This is a genomic window from uncultured Paraglaciecola sp. (assembly GCF_937123705.1).
Lineage (GTDB): Bacteria > Pseudomonadota > Gammaproteobacteria > Enterobacterales > Alteromonadaceae > Paraglaciecola.
This window is the reverse complement of record NZ_CAKZKO010000099.1, coordinates 1-19680: the sequence shown is the minus strand read 5'-3', so window position 1 is coordinate 19680 and position 19680 is coordinate 1. Positions and strand designations below refer to the sequence as shown.

The window sequence follows — 19680 nt, the reverse complement described above, 5'->3', positions numbered from 1 at the left end:
GCGTATTGATGAAGCACTTAGCCAGCAAAAGTTATTTCAATAAAGCCTATGCTCACTGAAGCACAAGAACAAAAAGCTGTAGCACAATACCTAGACTACACAGGGCTACTATGGTGCCATGTACCAAATGGCGGCAAGCGAAACAAGATCATAGCCGCAAACCTGAAACGAGAAGGGGCCAAGGCAGGCGTTCCAGACATACTTATATTTGAACCAGTCCATAAATTTGTAGGGACAGCAATTGAGCTAAAGATTCAAAAAGGGGGTAGACTGTCCGAACCTCAAAAAGAATGGCTACAAGCACTACAAGATCGCAACTGGTGTACACGAGTATGCAACGGGGCAGATTATGCTATACAGGTTATAAAGGAGTTGTACGGGGTATGAGTAAACTAGGGCCAACGCCTAACCCAAAATAGGCCAAAGATAGACGTAAAACGTGGAATCTTAGGGAGTGTAACGCTAAGTATGGAAAAATACATATGGATTCATTCAAGAATCATATTATGAACAAGGCGCAGTATTACAAAGATTTTTATGGTTTAGGAGCGTCAATTAAATACCTAAAAGATGGTCGTGCACCAATTAATATAAAACGCAGGTTGTTTAGGGATAACATTATTGAATATGATAATGAAATATGCTCCACATGGGAATCATTGCAAAGTCACTAAATAAAAAGTTGTCTGACAAATCCCCACACAACACGTTATAATGTAGTAATGCAAAACACAAAACCGATCAAGGGCGCAAAATTATGAGTAGAATCGACATGCAAAAGCATATCGGCGGTGTAGTAAGTGTGCACGTAGACAAAGTAGCCGACTATGAAGCAATGGGCTACACGGTGTACAAAGAGCCAGAAGACACAAAGCCGTACAACGAGCTAATCAGTGATGCAGCACAAGTGGACGAGATAAACACACAGGACTCGATCATGCAAGCAATACATAACCTGTCCCCTGATGATTTTAGCAAGTCAACTGGAAAGCCCAATGTGAAAGCGATTGAGAACGTTCTAGGATTTGACATAACCGCAAAACAACGTAATGACGCTTGGAGTGCTTACCAAGATGCGCTGGAAGAGCACTAAGACGGATATGGATGACATAGAACGCATGTACGGCGACGATTCTGCGAAGTCAACCGAAGACGAACCGATTTATTTTGAGTATATAGGAATTGGAGACTACACGGCGGGTGGTCTTGAATTTTTGTTTAACAACCAGGTTGCAAGAGAGGCCGAGCACGTTGGATAAAATACTACTAACATTAGCTATAGCGTTCTTTAGCCACGAGATCAACACAGGCGGTCAATACAAAACGTGTATATACAACCATTTTGGTAATGAATACGCATTGAGCGTAAACACGCTGGATATATGCCCGTTGACGGTGGAAGTGAATTGATGTGTGTAGTTCGAACAGACGCGAAGTATGTAGGCGGCGTATCCGATGGCATACCTGTAACAGTAAGCGGTGCACAACGATGCGTACGTCATCGCGGCAAAGACGGTATAATGCTGGAGGATGTATATGCGGCCTCGTTTAAAGAGCTACCTAATGGCGATCTTGGATGCACGTATAATTTCGTAGAAACAAAGAAAATAGCTAGGATAGTGGATAATATTTATGCCTAAGAGTAAAGCAGGCAGGCCCAAAGAATACACGGACAAGGATCAGTTGGATGCGGATTGTGGCGAATATCTGCAATGGTGCAAGGACAATCCTATACTAGAGGAAAAGGCATTTCACGCCAATGGGCTAATAACAAAAGCCACAGTTTCACACATGAGGGCTCCCACGATACACGGCCTGTGCCTACACTTGGGTATTGCTAGATCAACTTGGTATCTTCTCGCTAAAACCCCGCAATTTTCGGACATCACAAAGAAATACACTGATATTTTGTATGAAAGAAAGTTCACGGGCGCTGCCGCTGGAATGCTGAACCCTAACATTATTGCAAGGGATTTGGGCCTAAAAGAGTCTAGCAGTGTTGACCATACAATGAAGTCAATTGACATGTCTAAGCTCACTGATGAACAAGTAGCCGCTATCGCATCTGGTGCCAGTATCGAGGCCATAGAATCTGAATAGCCTACAGCTACAAGCACGAGCTGAGATTGAACGCAGGCGCAGGGCGTATGATGAAACAGCGCAACCAGCATACAAAGATTTTTTAGAGTTCCGAAAGTATATGCATGGAGAGAGTCGCCAACACGGGTGGTTCACTGACTCACTAGCTGCGGAGTTCCAGCAATTCTATGACGATTTGATTGACGGTCTACGGCCTAAGTTAGTAGTTCAGGCACCACCGCAACACGGCAAAAGCATTTGTGTAGTTGACTTCATAGCGTGGGTTAGCGGTAGACACCCCGAATGGCGCACCATATTTGCATCATTTAGTAACCGGCTAGGGATAAGGGCTAACAAAGCTCTACAACGCATATACGACAGCGACAAGTACAAGAAACTGTTTAGCCGAATGCGCATCAACCCTAGTAGGGACGGCGAACCACTTAGGAACCAAGAGATAATCGAGTCAATGGGGTATGAGGGCTATTTCCGTAATACAACTGTAGCTGGTAGCGTCACAGGAGAGAGCGCAGACCTTGGAATCATTGATGACCCTATAAAGGGCCGAGCAGAAGCCAACAGCCCCGTGACTCGTGATAAAGCTTGGGACTGGCTCAACGATGATTTTATGACAAGGTTTAGTGACGATGCAGGCCTACTAATGATCTTGACACGTTGGCACGTAGATGATCCAGCAGGACGATTAATTGATTCAGGCGCACGCAGCGTGAACTACAAAGCAATCGCCACAGTAGATGAGACATACCGCAAATCTGGCGAAGCGCTATTCCCTGAAATAAAAAGCCTAGAGTTCTTACAGGATACAAAAGGCAGGATGGTTGCTAGGTCGTGGCTGTCGTTGTATCAGGGGATGCCGTCTGTCGAAGGTTCAATGTCATTTGGTAATTTTGAGGTTGGGCCAAAGGTCTTTACTGCACCAGATAGATATGATCCTGAAACGATGTACAGAGTTATTAGCATTGATGTATCTCAATGTGTAGGCGAAGATAATCACGCAATGGCCGAACAGGGTAGAGATTATGACGGGGATACGCATCTACTTGATTTGTACACTACCAACACTGCCAGCATATCGGATAGACTAGAAAAAACAGCAGAATGGGTTATAAGACGCAGACCAAATCGGCTAGTAGTGGAGCGCAACACCGACAGCATCGCATTTATTGACCTATTGAAAATCTATCTAAAAGAGCGCGATTGCTCTATGACAATAGAAGAACCTACAGCATCGTCAAGGGGTGCGAAAGAACAATATATAGTTAGCTGGCTCGAACCTGTACTACATAATGATTCATATTTTTGCAAGTTGTCTACCATATCAGGTACAATAAACGAAAGGATGTCAAACTTTTCTATTGATCGCACAGACAATCAAGACGACGAGTTGGATGTTATGGCTAGCGGTGTCCGATACTTGAAGACACCTATACGGCCAAAGAAAGAACTTGTGCGTATGACTGGCGACCCGTCGCAGGACATTGCGCGGAAGAAGTTATTGAAAGCTCTCAAAGGCAAGGCAGGCAAAAAGATTGCGTATTCATAGATTAAAATGCAACGATTGTGGCATCGTTACTGAGAAGATCAGCCGTAATAATAACGGCCACGAGGTTGCTAGCTCTTTTGAATGCCCAGAATGCGGCGGCAGCGTCAAAGCTATGCTGTTAGCACCGAGCGTGCATTGTGACATTGGGCCGTACATTGATAGCCATTTACAAAAGCCATTTCAGACTAAAACGGCTATGACGGAATCAATAAAACGTAGAGGGTTGGTGATGGCATCATGATGAATGGGTATAGAGATGAAGCAAACGACGGAGTGCTACAAGAGACTAAGACAGACGCGCAGCGCGTAGCAGAGCTAGACAAACTACGTAGTAAATTTTGTTCTAAGTACGATAAATGGATTGACGAGGCAAAGCGCTCAAACACCTTTCTGCGTGGTACGCATTTTGGGGATACATACGGCACGCAGCGCGAAGGCACTGACGATGATTATTTCCCAGAAGACCGCACCTATGTAGATACGAATAAAATACCATCTATTGACTATACCCTAAGCCGCATTGACAGGCTTGTGCAGTACATTAGATCGGACGAGGGCGAACCAATCGTACAGAGCGAGGGGGAATACTCTCTTGAAATACTCGAAAATCAAGCGCTTGTTCAGATGGGTGAATGGTTCCCTGATTTGTCCGCTAATGAGCACGTAGCCAAGTTGCTGACTGCAAGGCTTGACCACTGGCGTGACCATAGCGACTTCAATCAAGTAATGGACGATGTAGCAGGATTGGCCGCAGCGCAACGGATGGCATTTACTGTTGGCGAATGGATCGAAGATGAAACGACAAAAGAGCCGTTCAAACTAACGCCTATAAAGATCGGAAATTATTGGTTTGACCCTAAAGCCAACAACGTAAAAGAATGCAAGTATATTGGCTACCGCAAATGCGCGCAAGAGCGTAAAAATATTGAGGCTAAATACGGCAAGTCCCTCGATGAATACAAAGATAAAAAATACATTGATGTAGAACACCACTACACAAGAGACTATACAACCGAGACACGCGAACGCGAAATTATTGACGATGACGGCGAAACAGTAACAGAATCGGCCAAGGTTTATAAATACCCTCGTGGGTGGCGTTACACAGTCAAGTGCAACAATTACGTATTGTATGATGGCGAGATGAAGTGGAACGGCCCTATACCCCCAATAGCTACGTTCCCATGGCGCAAGCTCCCATTTTCAATGGTCGGCGTATCGGTAATTGATTCTACGGCCCGAATAAACAGAGCAGTTGACAACCTGGTAGACATTATCTCAAAGTCAACATTTAGACTGCTGCCTAAGATCGCTGTTAACACATCGGCAATCGATAACCTCGACGAACTGGACGAGGGCGAAAGCAGCGCGTATCTTAAATTTGACGGGCCAATACAGGGGAATATTCAATACCTTCAAGGCGGATCGCCTTTGATCGCAGCGTATGAGCTTATGCAAAATCTAATGTCTTTAGGCGATGAGATGATCGGCGCAGAGGGTCTGAACATAGAAGACGCTGTAAAACATGATCTATCAGGCGACGCAATCGAGGGCATTGTACAAAGCCAGGACGGTATAGCAGGAAAGCAGCGAGATGCGTGGTACGAGTATTTGCAAGATGTCTACTCTATGGCACTTCAATTTATGGTATTTAACGAGAAGGACGTTGTAACCGTTGAAGTATTTACGCCAGCCGGTGTCAAGACTGTTGACGTAGAGCTATCCGCGTACCAGTTTGATAGCGCAGAGATTGAGTCTCGTTTTGATGTCGAAGTATTTAGCCCTAAGAATATGCCGCGCAATCCAGTCCGTAGACAGCAATATTTACACAAACTGTATACGGATGTTGGTGCGTTAGCAAGAGAAGACGCAGAACTAGCAAGGCTTTGGGTGCAGGACTCGGCCCCGCCAAATGCAGGAGCATTGCTCGAATATATCTCTAAAGCTACGGATCCACAAGATGGCATGGAAATGATAGACCCTAATGCGGCAAAGCTCGACCTAACCGAACAAGAGACACGCATACGAATGGCTGCGGATGCTTCCAAATCAGTTGGCGATTCATTAGAAAAAGCATCGAATAAAGCCGTAGATTTAGAAAATTTTGAAGCAGCAAAAGAGATAGCGGCATCAATACCACTAGCAGTAAACACCGCTTATGATCAAGTCATTGCCGGTGGACAAACCGAAATAGTACAACCCGAACCAGACCAAATAGAGGTTATATGATTGAATCAACGACAGAAGCAATAACAGCAACAGAGCATATCCCTGAACCAGCACAGGAACAGGTCGAGCAAGAACCTAGTACAGCAATACAAGAGGCGTTAGACAACCTTAGAACCGATGACGCGGAACCAGAAACACCGGCCAGTGTGGATGAACCAGCAGAACAATCCGAGGTTGAACAAGCAGAGCTAGAATCGACGGATGATGGCGAACCTGAACGCGACTCTTTATTGGTCAATGATGATAATTTAGACACGCAGTTTATGAGGGGCGATGATGTTGTAACGATTGGTGAGCTTTTCGAGCACTACGATAACAGAACTGCGCCAGAAAATATAAACGCGCAACGTCAAGAATTGGAGTCAAGGATCAGCGAGTTCGAAGCTAAAGCAGCTAAACATGACTACATAGACGATGATGTGCCTGCACATGTCAAGTATCAGAAAATGACTGAGATGCTATATGAAGACGGTCAGCTAGACCAAGCATCAGCAGAACACATGATACAGGCATTCAAGGCATTAGTAGACGGTGGCCATTATTCGGTAACGGAGGCAGAGAACCGCGCAAGTCAGCGCAAGTACGAACGGGAGCAGACAGCACAAAGAGAACAGATCGAAGCCGAACGCAGACAGTTAGAAAATGAGCGCGAAGTATTGAGTTTAGAGAACAAATACAGCATCAAAACCGCCAAAGATGGCGAGCTGACCCCTGTTGGCACAAAGATCATGTCCCTCTTGGAGTCTGCGAACAAGAAAAACCAACCGCTGACACTAACAGAAGCTTTTGATTTAGCCGCTAAGAAGGGCTACTTCAAAAAACCACCTAAAACACGCGCATCACTGGCCGATGAATTCCGTACTAAAGGCACGAAATCAGACGCGCCAGCCGCGCAAGCCACAACTACAGCCGACGCGCTTAGTAGGATGATGGCATAAGATTAAAGAGAGCATAAAATGAGTGTATCACTCGACAATTTAGCGCCGTATATTGCGGCCAAACAAGCAGAGAAAAAAGTAGTCCAAACTGGACGCGATGAAACTCCAACCCTTAGCAAAGCCATGGAAACTAAAAAGCTTCGCGGCGGGTCAGAGCAAGAGATCAGCGTTCGTAACGGCGACCAAGCAACAAACACCAAGTTTTATAACCCCGATGATCCTGTAAGTGATTTTGTTGGCTCCGTAGCTGGCGAAAATAACTACACAGCTATTCAGCCTGTAGTCAAACTTAAATTCGCTTGGTCATTCAATGGTACAGATTTGCGTTACAGCGGTATCCAACTGCAACAGTACAAAACAGCAGGCGACGCGCAGTTAGCAAGTTACCTAGATGACCGCTTGGAGTTCTCAGAAGAGGAAGCCCGCGAATCTATCGGTAGTGGGATTATTAACGGCACTGGTAACGGTTACCAAGGTACATTGGCCGGTGTAGTTGGCACAAACCTTGTAAATCCTTACGGTTTGATCTATCAGGATCGTAATTTTTCAGGTACGCCAAACGCAAACACCAGTAACGCAGCAGACAATACCCACTTCGGACAGCCAAGACACTTGCATAGCGAGTTAGTCGGTAACGTATTGAACGCTACAACTGGATACGGTACTACAATTGCTGATACAGGCACTTTTGTAGTAGGTTCTACTGAGATCAGCGGCCTTGCCTCGACTGTATTTACACCGCAGTTGGGATGGGAGATTTGGGTAGACTTTGGAGCAGGGTTTGAGCACCTTGGACGTGAATACGTTGTTGCAGACGCAGACACAGCAGCAGCAACGACTTTGCAAATGTCTACAATTTTCCGTGGTGTAGCAGGTAGCTACCCCGTAGAATTTCGCGCTCCTTTCAATGTAGCGACACATGGCGCAGCCGGTGTATTAACCACAGCCAAGTTGAATAAACTGTACTTCCAGTGTTCAGATGGCAAGCGCTCGCCTACACAGATCAATTCTGACACTACAACGTTTGGTGCAGTATCTAACTTCTTGGTAGATGTAGCTCGATGGAATTTAGTGAAAGACGCTGATTTTGCGGCTAAAGGTTACAACAACTTTATGTATCAAAATGCTACGTGGTGTGCAGACAATAATTACACTCGTGGAACAATTCAGTACCTTACTGGCAAACATACCAACTTGTACTGCCTACGTGGACAAGATGACTACATGATCAAAGCAAGCGATTTGATAGAGTTGCCATCACAAGCGGGTTACAAGCAATTCGGTGCGAATACTACAATGGCCTTCCAGATGGTCAGTGAGTCTCCACGATCTAACGGTATTATCAACGGACTAGATATATAATTTGGTTTTTGCGAGTCTGGTCGCATTAATCTAGGGGGGCTTCGGCCCCCCACTTTGAGGTATAAGCATGGAAGTAACTAAAATATTCAAGTCGGTTCGCGCTAACCTTCGTCAGCGTGGCAAGACAGGCAATTTTACGCCTGATGCTCTTGTGACGTACCTCAATGACTGCTTATTAGAAGTATCTGATGAGTTACAGTTTTTTAAAAAGAAAATAGACCTGAATCCTGATCCTGATGGACGAATATATTTGCCAGATGATCAACTTAGGCTCATACGGGTTAGTGTAAATGGTTTTGAATTGCCCCCATTATCGCCACGGTTCGCACAATTGGCCCAAGGTGAAACTGTAGGGGGATCTTATGGTTATATTGTTGTAAACGGCTACATACAAGTAATACCAAAGTACCAGCAACCAATTACACTGATGTATATCGCAAAGCCAGCAGACGTAGACAACGAAGACCAAACGTTAGACGTTCCAGCGTCATACAGGATGGCAATTGTAAATTGGATCACGTTTAAGTGTTTTTTAGAATTGGGGAAAGTTGCACAATCTGAAAAGTACGAAATGCTTTACATGAAAGAGGCGGATAAACGACGCAAGCAGATTAGGCAGCAAGCTTGGACTAACGCACGCGCGCCATACATGCCAAACCCTTACCAATGAAAATACCACTTAGCCCGAATCTAAGAGGCGTTCAGCGCAATATTGATGACACTGCGCAACAGCCTGGCGGTCTGCGCGATGCGATGAATTTATTGCTTGACGTAATCGGTAGGCTCGATGGCATGTACATCGGGCAGAGGGCCGTAGTATTCAATGGCGTATTCAATCGTGCATATCAATGGGGCGCTAAGACATTGGGGTTGCAATCAAACCCTGAAAGCAACATACAAATATCTGATAACATTACTTATATAGACGGCCCCACTGGAAACGGCAGGGCTGTTGGATACAATGATCATGTCCCACTAGCTATTGAGGGTGGACAGGCTCAAATACTAACTGACAAAGACGCGCCTAACCCGTTCGCAACTAATACCGCCTACATCGCAATAGACGCGGGCAATGGATGGGGGCAAATATCAGGCAGTAGCGTTGTCGGGCCAAGTACGACAGTGACATTCTCTACTATATTGCCACAAGTACCCGCAGGCGAAACGCCGCAGTACATTGTCTTTGATCGTGACGGCGATATCGGCAGCACAAGCGCAGAGATTAGACCAATAACGGCTTTTGTTGACGCAGGCGGCCTAACAAGCGTTACTTACACAGGAGCAGACATTCCTGCGGATGCACAGTACGGGTTTATACAGTTTGGCGTAGACGCGCAGGACACATTCAAACCAGACGGATTTGTGACTTATGGCAGCAGGTTGGCTGCGCACATTGACAATAAGATATATTTTTCTGGCTTTATTGGCCAAGCTGCGCCATTTGTTGAATCGCAAGAACTAAACGACTTCTTTTGGTATGAGCTAAATTCCATTGATGTCGGGCATAGCTCGCAGGGCAAAATAATAAAGTGCATTGAGCTTCGAGACACTATTATTGTATTCTTGGAACGGGCAATATACACCGTGTATGGTGATGCCCCTATCAATGGTGCATTCGATAACCAGTTAGTAGTGCAAGAGATTAGCAATGATTTAGGTGTAACCAGTTACGATGCGGCGAATCTAACCACTGACGGGCTAGCTATATTCTTTATCGGATCAGACCAAAATCTATACGTGTACGGTACAACAATAACCCGCATAGACGAGCCAATAAGAGAGCACCCACGATTTAGAAACCTTACACACGCCAATTGCACAGACAAGTACGCTATATTCACGGGTACAGCAGTCGAACCGGACAAAGTTCCGACTGAAATATATCCTAAAGATGGCGGTATGCTGTACCAAACAACACCCGCGTTTGCTTTTCATATCAAGCGGCAAGAGTTTACTATATTTGACGCATTTGTAACTGATTCAGGCAACAACTTCATACCGCTAAACGACCCTGAAAGGATGGGCGTATTTTCATCATTCGAGCTGAATGGGCGTAGTGAAATATCAATATCTACACCAGACGGGATCAAGATTGTAAATGATCCAACGGTTAGGAGTCCAAGCCTGCAAGAGTTTTTTATGTGCGGTCTGGCTACGCATCAAATCCCAATAGACGGCAATTTGTTTCGTACAGATCAAGTTAACGTTATTGTAGAAAAAACTGAACTTGCGAGGCTGTCGGTAGTGTCCCCCGCTGAAAATCCAGCCGGTAACGCTCCACTATCAATAGCAAGGGACGAACCGCAGTCAAGTTATGGCATTACGTCACGTTATGGCATATTCTTTGACACGCCAGAGCTACACAATTATGTATCTGTAGCCGTAGGGTATTGGGGCGAACTACTGCTAGACGGAATAAGCGATTGGTACAACTTTAGTATTGACACGCCAACCACAACGGGCGCATATTTGAACCAGTACACCAAAGGCGGGTTTATAGATCGAATAGACGTTCTTATGAGCGGTATATCTGATAGTGATGAAACTTCGGTGGTTATTTATGCAGATGATAACGGCACGCCCGACCTGTCCAGCATTATATTCAAAAATAGCATACGCAAGCCGTCTACAGGTTTTGTTAATTCAGCTAATCAATATTGGCGTACTTGTGACATAAGAATAAATGTTGATGGGCCTTTTTGGGCTGGCGTTGTGAGTGATTCAGGGACGCCGAGTATTTACAGAGTCGCAAGCAACAAGACAATGTACCTTGATAGTTCTATTGCGTTTGCGAACCAAGAAATAATGTTGCGAGTTATACAAGAAGCTGGCAATCCCTTTGCGGCTAGGTCTATACTCGATGTAAATGTCGAGGGCGAACTAGAATCTAACCAATGGTAGCGCTTAGGAAACCCAAAAGTCCAAGGCCGGTACGCGGTAGGGTTGATAATGTGGCAGGGTCTGAGTCAGGGTTTTTAGTGAGCGGCATACAGGGGTTTTATGCGGACGTAATGGTCATCGCTCAGACCCAATTAGGTGCAACCGTGACTGCAACAAACCCCAAAACGAACGAAGTGTACGACACTGCTACAGGTGATGTACAAATCATATTGAGATACTTTGTTGAGAATTTGTCTGACAACTTGTATAATGTAATCAGCTCTACAATAGCCCCGTGGAGCTTTCAATATTTCATAACCTATCACCGTATTACAGGTGTCCAAGGAGCATGATAAATGGCTATAAAGTCTATAATACGCAGTACAGGCCCAACACAACCGGTGCCAGTATCGGAAGCACTAAAACAGCCAACTTCGTCCCGTAAGCCGAATTTAGGAACAAGCAATCTAAGTGAAGAAGAAGAGGCTTTAGAACGGATTAAGAACCGCGAAATCCCTGTATTGGATTTGGGCAAAGGATCGGGTACACCATTTACACGCGCAGCCGGTAGTTATCTAGGTGGTACGCCACGCGGCAAAGTTGTAAAAGCTGGCGACTATGTGACAGGCTCACAGGCTGGGAGTTCAATTAACGAATTACGTCAAGCGCTAGGGCTAAAAGGCCCACAAGGTACGGCTGATACAGCACGCACAGCAGCCTTTGACCGATTAGACCGCGCCGCATACCAAGGTTCGATACAAGACAAAACTAACCTAGCAGCACAAGGTCAAGCAACCGGAGCAAGATCGCAGGCGTTATCAGCGTTGCGCGGTTCAGAGCTAGCAGGCCAAAAGGCACAAGTTGAGGCTGGTATTGCAGAGCGTGATGCAGATCGCATGGCCCAATACGAACAAGCGTTGCTTGGTGCGGGCTTAGGTGCTGCGCAGAATCAAAGTGCATATAACCTTGCTAGGTCTGGACAATTGACCGATGCTAATTTAGCAAATGCTAGGCTACAAGCACAAAGAGAGCAAGACAGAGCGCGTACAGCATTGAGCCAAGGTACTGACTTGAACGCAGAAGAGTACCGGCGAAAACTAGCAGAGCAGCAAAACAAATTACTCCAAATATCACAGCTAAATACTGCTGATATGCTCGAAATAGAAGAAGACGCACGCAAAGACGAACTATTAGCGAATACTATTGGCGCTTTACTTAGCACAGCGGGACGCGTTGGTGGTGCTGCAATTGGGGCGGGTGGATAATGGCTAGTTTAGTTGATACCGGTCTACTTGACCAATACCGTAGATCGAGACAGGGTACAACACGCGGAGTCAATAACCTTATAGGTGGTGCGAGTAGCGTCCTTTCTGATATTGGCACAGCTATAGCAGGGCGCTTCGGAGCTTCAAAAGAAGCAGGGCGTGATTTAGCCGCTCAATTTGGAGCATTAGAGACAGAACGCGCAGCCGTACAAAGTGAATTAGACTCACTAGATAGTACTGCTACGAACTATGCACAGTCAGATGGCGGCGTACTGTCAGAAGTCGCCAAGCCTTTTGGCCCGTATGAAACAGCAGAGCGTGATACACACAGAGAGAATGCACGCCGCAGGCTGTCACAGATTGATGCTGCAAAAGATCAGCTTTCGCAGATTGTAGAGCCATCATTTAGGGATTATAAATCGAAATTGCCTCAAATTGGTGAACGTCAAGACTTTGATCCTAATTATAGAGATATACAACGAGGTTTGCAGGTTGAAGACGCAGACCGAAAAGCTAGCATTTTGGCACAGAAAGAGTCTACAAGAGTAGCAGAACGCGCAGAGGACAAAGCCACGCAGAAGAGCCAGTTTGATCGCAGGCTGGCAGAGCAAAAAAGAGAGCGTCTATTACGTGCAGACGAGCGCGAAGAAGCCAAGGCAGCCAAGCGTGCAATTCTTCCCCCAAAACTGGCTACAATCGTAGAAAATTCTGATGTAATGCTCGACACGTTAGAAGCTACAGCGGGTACAATAAACGACAATATAGACTTTCTATCATCAGCGACAAAACGTGCAAGAGAGGTTATTGGCGAACAGCGCAAAGGGACTGCGACAGGCGACGCGTGGGCCGGATGGCTGAAGCTTACAAGTGGTATGAGCCAAGACGAAATAGAGAAAGCTAAACCACTACTTGACGCTATTGAAACTATCGCAGGCCCAAAGCGGTCTAAAATGTTTGGCGCTGTACTTACTCCTACAGAAGAGCTGAAGGCAGAGGCAAACTTGCCTGCTCCGGGCGATAATGAAGCAGAATTACAGAGAAAATTTAGAACGCTATACAGCTTGGCTAGGATCGCAAGAGACCGCGCATTGAAGCAGGCTGATACCGCAGGCTATAACACTAGCGCACATGATCGTGAATATAATGAAATTAGTTTTTCCTCAACTGATACTTCACCGACTAAGCCAAAAGGCATACTGGGTTTTAAAGAAGCGTTGGAAGCTGGCGGAGTTGAGTTGTGATTAGACAAGTAAAAATGCCTAATGGCGAAATTATAGACACATGGGATGAATCGGAAATTAACCTAGATCCATCAAAGCCTAGCAGCGCCAGCTTTTTAGAGCGTGGACGCGCAGGATTAGCCCAAAGTACACCAGACGCACAGCTAGAAGCATGGCGCACTATTCGCGGCGCTGATAACGTCAAACGTGACGAGGCTGGTGCGATATTCTTGCGCGATGGCAATGACTGGAAGCCAGTTGATAGCTCCGAGTGGAGCGTATCAGAGACACTAGGCGATATTGCCGATTACTCAGGCGATGCCGTCGAAGATATAGGCGCTGGCGTTGGTGCTGGTGTTGCTGGTTTAGCAACTTTGCCAGCGTTCAACCCCGTAGTTACTGCTGGTAGCGTTTCCGCTGGCGGTGGGGCCGGTCGCATGGTCGGGAATATCGCACGCCAAGGACTTAGCAAAATTGCAGACGTTGACAGCGGCGAAAGCAGCGCACTATCGCAAATAGCTGGTGCAGGTGTAGAGGGCGCAATTACTGAGCCTTTAGCGTTAGCCGGTGGCAAGGCGGTACAAGGTGTCGCCGAGGCAGTCGGGCCTTACGTTAAAAAGGGACTGTCCAAAATAGGCCAAGGCGGTGCAAGCGTGTTCACAATGCAGGGGCCGGACTTAACCGGCGACCTATTGAGTGAGGGCGGAGAGCAGATCATGTCAAAGGTGCAGCGCGGGTCAGCAGGCTATCTTGACACAGCAGAGCAAGCAACTGAAATACCGCAATTTATGTACTCAAAAGCCAGCCAAAGATATGTAGATGAGCTTGGAGATGGTGGTATAGACATGACCGCTCCTGCTACACCAGACTCAATAATGACCGCTCTAAATGATATATACACAAAGCACGGTATTGGCAGCGGCAAGAAGCTTACGAGCATATCAGATGATTCTGAGGTATCAGCGCTGCTCAATGATATACCTGAATTAGCAGCAGACATTGCCACGCCCCAAGATGCAATGATTTTCAAGCAAAACATGGCTGACAGGCTAGCTAAAACCGGCTACTTTAGTAAATCATCTAAAGACAAGACTCACTACGAGAACGCTATAAAGTCTCTCTACGATAGTTCTGATGGTATCATCGAATCCGCAGCGGCAAGGCAAGGTAAACAAAAAGAGTACAACGCGGCCAAAAAGTCATTCTCTGATCGAGCAAAATTATCTGAGAGATTTGGGAAATGGTTCAAAAATATAGATACATCTGGTGCAACAATACGTAACATGGAGGGCAAAGCCAAGCGGGGGCTATTCGCCGACCTGCAAAAAGCAGCAGACATGGAGCCAGAATTAAAACCATTGCTAGACGAAATGATGCTGTCATCAAAGGCCGATCGAATAGATCCAAATATAGGGTCTATGGGGTCTACTCGTCCAGCAGCATCTATAATTGGAAATATTGACAACCCGGTAAAACAAGCTGCGATTGCAATTGGCACTCGTCCAGAATTTTTCAACCAAGGGATTGTCAAAGCCGGTCAGACAGGCCGCAAGCTATCGAGTATAGCTGGCGACGTTTCGACAAATCCAGAACTAACTAAAATAGCACCACGTATCGCAGTGGGCCAAGCCCCGATAATGTCGGAGACTACAGGGCTATCCAGAATAGACGGCCCTCCAACTGTGCCACAGGTTAGCAATGAGCAACTAATGGACTTCGCTAGAATAAGATATGGCGCAAATTACAAGCGAGCACTTGATCAAGGATTGAGTGACCAAGATGCCGCAAATAAGGTTATAACTGACTTAGTTGCAAAAGGTAAAATTTCGGCTATTGCTAATGGGCTAGGGCTTACTATGCCACAAACAAAGCTACTATTGGGGGCTGAATAATGCCAATATTAATAGACATAGTAACAACATCAGAGCAGATACTAGACGCAAACGGGGTCAAAGGGTACGGAACTTTACAGATTAGGCCCAACAAGGCTTATACATACTTTGACGGTGTAAGCACTATTACTGTATCTGACGCACCTATTGACGTGGTTGTTGAAGCTGGCAAAATCGTAGGCACTTTGCAGCTACAGCCTAATACTGGAGCAAGCAATAGCCCCGAAACGTATTACACCGTGGATATAAATGTCAACGGTACTTTGCAGCGCATATTCTGGCAGATCGACGCGGCAAGCCCGACGCCTATCGAGTTTGGTGCTGTACCAGAACTGCCAAGCGGCACAGACCCCAACGACCCCGTACAAGCGCTAAAAGATGAGCCAAACCCTTTTGGTCAGTATCTACTCCGATCGGATACGGCAGACTCGCCTATTATCGGTCAGGCTAGTGACGCACGTGGATATGTACCACGCACTAACCCCGCTACAGGTAAAATACCAACAACATTCATTGTCGGCGCTGGCGGTATAACTGCGGCTGATGTACCTATAGTGGACGCTGGCGGTTATTATCCAACGGACAACGTAGAAGCTGCACTTCAGACAGTCGGGGCAGAGCAAGGTGTACAGGACACAAACATATCAAACAACGCTACTGCAATCACAGATAAGGTAGCTAAAGCTGGCGACACTATGACCGGCACACTGACGTTTAATAAAACTCTATCTGCATCAAACCTGTTGCAAGATTGGCAGCAAGGATACGGGCTGTACAGCGATAATGTAGGTGTTGGGTCGGACAATACGCGGGTGTCGATGAACGCTCCCGATGGCGGCGAGTTCCTAATCGGGCCAAGACCAGGCAGCGAGACTGTGGGGCGCGTTACATTCAAAGCTGACGAGTTGCGCAGGCAGGATAATGGCGGAATATTGCGTACCGTTTGGGATTCTGCAAACGATGGCGCTGGAAGTGGTTTGGATGCTGATTTGCTAGACGGTTTCCAGTCTAGCAAAAGCACCACAGGTGACACAGTTGCGGTTAGAGAATCAAGCGGCGAACTTTCAGTACAAGATGCTACAGCACTACTAAGCGCGATTAACTTAGACCAATTAATTGATGGCGGACATTTTTCGCTAAACGGCTCTGACCGTTTGCGTCTAAATATTGGCGTAGAAACAGGGCCAATCTCAAGTTTTACATACACAAGCAACGGTGGTAGAACGATAAGGTTTGTGGAATTACCTGATGCAGATGAGAGACTTTACTATGGTTGCGGTTTTGATTCAAACAACCAAAATTACGCTATTAGCCTTGGTTTAGGTGCCGAACCTAATGGAGCGCCAAATATATGCCGCGTTGCCGCAACTGATGGTGCTTCTATGCCGGTAGGAACTTCTATACGATTGTTCTATATAAATGGAGAGCCAATTTAATGTATAACTTAGTCGATAACACAAACCGTGTCAGGTATAGTTCATCAAAAATTAATAAATTAAAGGATGGGTGGTCATTTACGACAGGCGATAGGCCAACTGAGTTTTTTATCCCGTATGTTTCAGGCGGTACAATTGACCCTGAAACAAAAGAGCTGACAGGGTATACATATATAGAAGGCGCGACCCAACCTGAAATTGATGCTGAGGTTTTAATTTTAAAATCAAGGGCTAGAAACTCAATAGACACCCACGCTGAATATACTATGAACCGCATCACAGGCGGCGACGCGCAAAATATATACGTGTGGGTAGCTCAATTCATAAAAGCTCTGCAAGCCAATGACATTGATAATGACGAAAAAGCAAACGACGACCGGCACCCTAGAGCGTGGCGAAAAGAAAACAGTAATAAAAAGCATAAGATAGTTGAAAATGAAGCAGCAGCTTTTGGGATGACCACCTCACAGATGAAAGATATAATTATTGGCAAAGCTGACCAACAGCAAGACGTCTTTGGAGCGATAGAGCCTATAAGGGTCGGCACCAAGTTAGCTATTGACGCTTGTATAACTGGGGCAACAATACAATCCGCTCTTGATTCTGGCATTGCATCACTTGACGCTATAACATGAGCCAGTTCACTAAATGCAGCCCATTGACCGAATGCGGCGTAAATCTTTGGGAAAATACCGAGCAAATTAGATACGAGATCGGCGTAAAAGGGTCAGGGGTGTATTTGACTGTAGCAGAGGGGTTTAAGGGCAACCTCGCTAGTATACCTAAATTCTTATGGCGTTGGTTCCCTAAGCGAGCCGCGTGGGACTTGCCAAGCCACATACACGATCAAGGATATAGCTGTAAGGGTCTGCCACGTTCAATATATGATCGAGAGTGGAGAACCGGCACATTTATACGCAACGAATATAGCTCTGATTTATACGACGTTAAATTGAGCGCATGGAAGATTTGGGCGGCGTGGGCATCTATTAGAATGTTCGGCTGGATATATTGGAGGCGCGCATGACTTTTGACGATCTACCAGCATGGGCTAAAGAATGGTTAAACATAGCCGGTCAGTACGTAGTAGACGAACCGTACCGACCCGCGCAAGGTGTGACTGCATTCGACCCAATACTAGATATTGCTATGGCTAATGCTGATCGTTGGGTAGTATCACCGGCTACCGCTCCGACTAAGGGCGACAACAGCGCATTTTTCACCGCACTTATGGCGCGGTATTTCAATCCACCATCTCCATGGGGCAACAATTTCCCTAATTCCAATTGGCCTGAAATAGATGGTATTTCATGGGGTATAAGCTCCGATGTATTTGTGAGCCCAGGCGTATTGCGGATAACGGGCGATGGTGCGAGTTCTACAATACAGTTTACTGCATTCCCTTCAAACTTTGACGGGTTAGCAGGAACAAGCGCAGATTGCGTAATTGAGTTCGCACCAACAGGCGTAAGTGCTGATGTTCTTTGTGGCGGTGGAGCAGGGCTACTTGGCGACGAAACAAATTTTCAAGCGACTGCCAGCCTTATAAATGGCGGCACTCTCTTGACAATACGCAATAACACCACTGCTACAGATGTAGCTACCACAACAATACCCGCTACAGTACCAGAAGGTGTACATTTGAAATGTGTCGGCACAGAGGCTAGCCGAACATATTCACTGCTTTACAAAGTTGGCGGTGTTTGGATTGACAGCGGTCTAAGCCATGTCGATGCAGTTGTGAGCGTTGGAGGTGTTATACCTACATTTTTCTCATTCATCATTCAGGCGGCTGCGACTGTACCCGTTGCTGGTGACGTTGTAGACCTAAATAGTTGGTCAGGATCAAACACAGGCACGTTATGAAAGAACAACGCAGGTTTACACTATCAATGTCTGAAATGGCGGCGGCTCTTGCCATAATCACTGCTGTATCAGGTAGTGGCGGGCACTTGTCGGCAAAAGCTGGCTACAACGCTGCAATTGCGGCCATGGAGGTTCGTGTAGAGCGTAACGAGCACGATCTAAAAGAGATTAGGGATACATTGAAGGGGCTGGACAAAACGACCAGCAAACTAGAAGTTGTGTCAAACAGGATTGAAAGAGTCCTAAACAAGATCGACCCGTAAAAGTTCGGGGTATAGATTGAGCATAGTTCGGGTATCTTTATGAAAATCGCACGTATACAATATAATCGTGGAGCTTTTACTCGCTATAATACTACTAATGATAATCGACTACTGGCGTAACAGATGAGCGGATTACTGGACAAAATACCTGTATCTTGGATCAACAACGGGACGGTCGGCTCTTTTGCGGCTGGCGTTCTTGCTACTGGTTCGGCACTTGGTATAGCGGCCAAGATCGACCCTAGCGGAACAGCGCAAGCATTGCAAGCTTCGATGTGCAGTGATGCCCTTGTAGCAGTCATAAACGATCATAGTGATAAGATAATGGGATGCATAGCTGATAAGAACCTATGTCACGGCAAACTCGAAATACTGCAGGCAGAGTAATGAAATTATCAAAAAACTTTATTAGTGGCGAGGCTTAGTAATGAAACTATCAAAAAACTTTAGTTTGTCTGAGATATTTGGGCGCAACGCAGCCAATGTGCAACAGTCGCAAACGGCTGGTAGGTTATGCACCACAGTATTGCAGCCTCTACGAGACTGGTTGAATCATCCAATTGTCATATCTAGCGGGCACCGATCGCCAGAACATAACAAAAAGCTCACTGGTAGTCCTACCAGTGAGCATACTTGGCAGGGTAGCGCAGGCGCGGTTGATGTATCAATCTTTGACCATACCGAGC

The 19680-nt window shown here is 46.1% G+C and carries 24 protein-coding genes; all 24 read left to right on the top strand.

The genetic code is table 11. The annotated features are described in order from the left end of the window. Positions 1 to 48 precede the first annotated feature (48 nt). Positions 49 to 387 carry a VRR-NUC domain-containing protein gene (locus tag Q0688_RS13695; protein WP_299077650.1) on the top strand — a complete coding sequence of 113 codons (339 nt, stop codon included), beginning with the start codon at positions 49 to 51 and terminating at the stop codon, positions 385 to 387. A gap of 95 nt (positions 388 to 482) precedes the next feature. After that, the gene (locus Q0688_RS13690) at positions 483 to 674 is read left to right on the top strand and encodes a hypothetical protein (RefSeq protein ID WP_299077647.1); all 192 of its coding nucleotides are present in this window, start codon (positions 483 to 485) and stop codon (positions 672 to 674) included. 83 nt (positions 675 to 757) lie between these two features. After that, complete coding sequence (locus tag Q0688_RS13685) at positions 758 to 1093, top strand: hypothetical protein (RefSeq protein ID WP_299077644.1); 336 nt, start codon at positions 758 to 760, stop codon at positions 1091 to 1093. Beyond that, positions 1074 to 1259, top strand: a complete 186-nt coding sequence (locus tag Q0688_RS13680; RefSeq protein WP_299077641.1) for a hypothetical protein — start codon at positions 1074 to 1076, stop codon at positions 1257 to 1259. Before Q0688_RS13685 ends, Q0688_RS13680 begins: the two co-directional genes overlap by 20 nt. 150 nt (positions 1260 to 1409) lie before the next feature. Continuing rightward, positions 1410 to 1640, top strand: coding sequence for a hypothetical protein (locus Q0688_RS13675; RefSeq protein ID WP_299077636.1), 231 nt, complete (start codon positions 1410 to 1412; stop codon positions 1638 to 1640). Then, positions 1633 to 2100, top strand: coding sequence for a terminase small subunit (locus tag Q0688_RS13670; RefSeq protein ID WP_299077633.1), 468 nt, complete (start codon positions 1633 to 1635; stop codon positions 2098 to 2100). The genes Q0688_RS13675 and Q0688_RS13670 overlap by 8 nt, the downstream gene beginning before the upstream one ends. 100 nt (positions 2101 to 2200) lie before the next feature. Further along, the gene (locus tag Q0688_RS13665) at positions 2201 to 3643 is read left to right on the top strand and encodes a terminase family protein (protein WP_299077631.1); all 1443 of its coding nucleotides are present in this window, start codon (positions 2201 to 2203) and stop codon (positions 3641 to 3643) included. Beyond that, positions 3630 to 3884, top strand: a complete 255-nt coding sequence (locus Q0688_RS13660; protein ID WP_299077628.1) for a hypothetical protein — start codon at positions 3630 to 3632, stop codon at positions 3882 to 3884. Before Q0688_RS13665 ends, Q0688_RS13660 begins: the two co-directional genes overlap by 14 nt. Then, positions 3881 to 5872: a hypothetical protein gene (locus tag Q0688_RS13655; protein ID WP_299077625.1), complete on the top strand. Its 1992-nt coding sequence runs from the start codon at positions 3881 to 3883 to the stop codon at positions 5870 to 5872. The genes Q0688_RS13660 and Q0688_RS13655 overlap by 4 nt, the downstream gene beginning before the upstream one ends. Continuing rightward, a complete protein-coding gene (locus Q0688_RS13650) occupies positions 5869 to 6810 on the top strand; it encodes a hypothetical protein (protein WP_299077622.1) in 942 nt (313 codons plus the stop codon). The genes Q0688_RS13655 and Q0688_RS13650 overlap by 4 nt, the downstream gene beginning before the upstream one ends. Before the next feature lie 18 nt (positions 6811 to 6828). Further along, positions 6829 to 8172, top strand: coding sequence for a hypothetical protein (locus Q0688_RS13645; protein WP_299077619.1), 1344 nt, complete (start codon positions 6829 to 6831; stop codon positions 8170 to 8172). A gap of 67 nt (positions 8173 to 8239) precedes the next feature. Then, on the top strand, positions 8240 to 8842 hold the full coding sequence (locus Q0688_RS13640; RefSeq protein WP_299077616.1) for a hypothetical protein: 603 nt from the start codon (positions 8240 to 8242) through the stop codon (positions 8840 to 8842). Next, on the top strand, positions 8839 to 11073 hold the full coding sequence (locus Q0688_RS13635; RefSeq protein WP_299077613.1) for a hypothetical protein: 2235 nt from the start codon (positions 8839 to 8841) through the stop codon (positions 11071 to 11073). The genes Q0688_RS13640 and Q0688_RS13635 overlap by 4 nt, the downstream gene beginning before the upstream one ends. A 50-nt stretch (positions 11074 to 11123) precedes the next feature. Further along, on the top strand, positions 11124 to 11405 hold the full coding sequence (locus tag Q0688_RS13630; RefSeq protein ID WP_299077610.1) for a hypothetical protein: 282 nt from the start codon (positions 11124 to 11126) through the stop codon (positions 11403 to 11405). A 3-nt stretch (positions 11406 to 11408) separates the two neighbouring features. After that, entirely contained in the window at positions 11409 to 12317 is a 909-nt protein-coding gene (locus Q0688_RS13625) for a hypothetical protein (RefSeq protein ID WP_299077607.1), read from the top strand. Further along, positions 12317 to 13558 (top strand): hypothetical protein, encoded by a 1242-nt coding sequence (locus Q0688_RS13620; RefSeq protein WP_299077605.1) that lies wholly within the window; start codon positions 12317 to 12319, stop codon positions 13556 to 13558. Before Q0688_RS13625 ends, Q0688_RS13620 begins: the two co-directional genes overlap by 1 nt. After that, positions 13555 to 15429: a hypothetical protein gene (locus tag Q0688_RS13615; protein WP_299077602.1), complete on the top strand. Its 1875-nt coding sequence runs from the start codon at positions 13555 to 13557 to the stop codon at positions 15427 to 15429. Before Q0688_RS13620 ends, Q0688_RS13615 begins: the two co-directional genes overlap by 4 nt. Then, entirely contained in the window at positions 15429 to 16865 is a 1437-nt protein-coding gene (locus Q0688_RS13610) for a hypothetical protein (protein ID WP_299077600.1), read from the top strand. The genes Q0688_RS13615 and Q0688_RS13610 overlap by 1 nt, the downstream gene beginning before the upstream one ends. After that, the gene (locus tag Q0688_RS13605) at positions 16865 to 17500 is read left to right on the top strand and encodes a hypothetical protein (protein WP_299077597.1); all 636 of its coding nucleotides are present in this window, start codon (positions 16865 to 16867) and stop codon (positions 17498 to 17500) included. Before Q0688_RS13610 ends, Q0688_RS13605 begins: the two co-directional genes overlap by 1 nt. Then, positions 17497 to 17892, top strand: coding sequence for a DUF1353 domain-containing protein (locus Q0688_RS13600; protein WP_299077595.1), 396 nt, complete (start codon positions 17497 to 17499; stop codon positions 17890 to 17892). Before Q0688_RS13605 ends, Q0688_RS13600 begins: the two co-directional genes overlap by 4 nt. Continuing rightward, a complete protein-coding gene (locus tag Q0688_RS13595) occupies positions 17889 to 18731 on the top strand; it encodes a hypothetical protein (RefSeq protein WP_299077592.1) in 843 nt (280 codons plus the stop codon). The genes Q0688_RS13600 and Q0688_RS13595 overlap by 4 nt, the downstream gene beginning before the upstream one ends. Beyond that, a complete protein-coding gene (locus tag Q0688_RS13590; RefSeq protein WP_299077589.1) occupies positions 18728 to 18994 on the top strand; it encodes a hypothetical protein in 267 nt (88 codons plus the stop codon). The genes Q0688_RS13595 and Q0688_RS13590 overlap by 4 nt, the downstream gene beginning before the upstream one ends. Before the next feature lie 123 nt (positions 18995 to 19117). Further along, positions 19118 to 19381, top strand: coding sequence for a hypothetical protein (locus Q0688_RS13585; RefSeq protein ID WP_299077586.1), 264 nt, complete (start codon positions 19118 to 19120; stop codon positions 19379 to 19381). 40 nt (positions 19382 to 19421) lie between these two features. After that, positions 19422 to 19680 (top strand): D-Ala-D-Ala carboxypeptidase family metallohydrolase (locus Q0688_RS13580; protein WP_299077583.1); only part of this gene is annotated, 259 nt, incomplete at its 3' end.